Origin of the sequence: Mesorhizobium sp. M7A.F.Ca.ET.027.03.2.1 (genome assembly GCF_003999175.1) — a bacterium.
Classification (GTDB): Bacteria; Pseudomonadota; Alphaproteobacteria; order Rhizobiales; family Rhizobiaceae; genus Mesorhizobium.
On record NZ_RZOM01001575.1, the window covers coordinates 1 to 917 of the forward strand.

The 917-nt window shown below is 65.4% G+C and carries 1 protein-coding gene; it reads right to left on the minus strand.

Annotated features, from left to right (window positions below):
- Positions 1-190: 190 nt before the first annotated feature.
- Positions 191-917, minus strand: a 727-nt coding sequence (gene hisN, locus EN750_RS36530) for a histidinol-phosphatase (RefSeq protein WP_127399432.1), incomplete at its 5' end; no start/stop codon positions are given.

A 917-nucleotide genomic window follows, 5' to 3' on the forward strand; every position in this document is an offset into this window, starting at 1 on the left:
ACGAAAGCCTGCAGGAAGCCGACATCTACCGCGAGCAATGGCTCGCCGCCTTCGACGCCTTCATTCCCGGCAGCGACGACCCCACAGCCTGACGGGCGCCGGTCGCTGGCCCGCTCCCCAAGGGGGGCCGCCGGCAGTAAAACGACTGCTTCAAGCGGTCGGCATCACCTGAATGGCGGCGGACGCTCGTTTAGCCGCGCAGGGCGGCCATGGCGGCGGCATGAAGTTCCGGCGTCGCCGCGGCGAGTACATCGCCGCCCTGTTCCGCCGGCCCGCCATCGAATGTGGTGACGACGCCGCCTGCCTTTTCGATGATCGGGATCAGCGCCACGATGTCGTAGGGCTTCAATCCGGGATCGGCGACGATGTCGACGCTTCCCGAGGCGATCATGGCGAAGGCATAGCAATCGGCGCCATAGCGGGCGAGCTGGATCTGTCTTTCGAATGCATCGTAACGGTTGCGCGCCTCGCCCTTGAACAGGGCCGGCGTGGTGGTGAACAGCGTCGCCTGGTCCAACTTCGTCGTCTTGCGGGTCGTCAGTTTTCGCGGCCCGCCTGGCCCCTCATAATGGGAGCCCGAGCCGTTGGCGTAGAAAAGCTCGCCGGTGAAGGGCTGCGCCATCATGCCGGCAACGGCGTCGCCATCGATCGTCAGCCCGACCAGTGTGCCCCACACCGGCAGGCCGGAAATGAATGCGCGCGTGCCGTCGATCGGGTCGATCACCCAGACGTGCCGGCTCGAAATGTTCTCGCTGCCATGCTCCTCGCCTAGAATACCATGATCGGGATACTCAGCCGATATCAGAGCCCGGATGGCGCGCTCGGCCTCGCGATCGGCCTCGGTGACCGGATCAAAACTGCCCTGTTCCTTGTTGGCGACCGCACCTTGGGCACGAAAGCGCGGCAAGGTCTCCGCC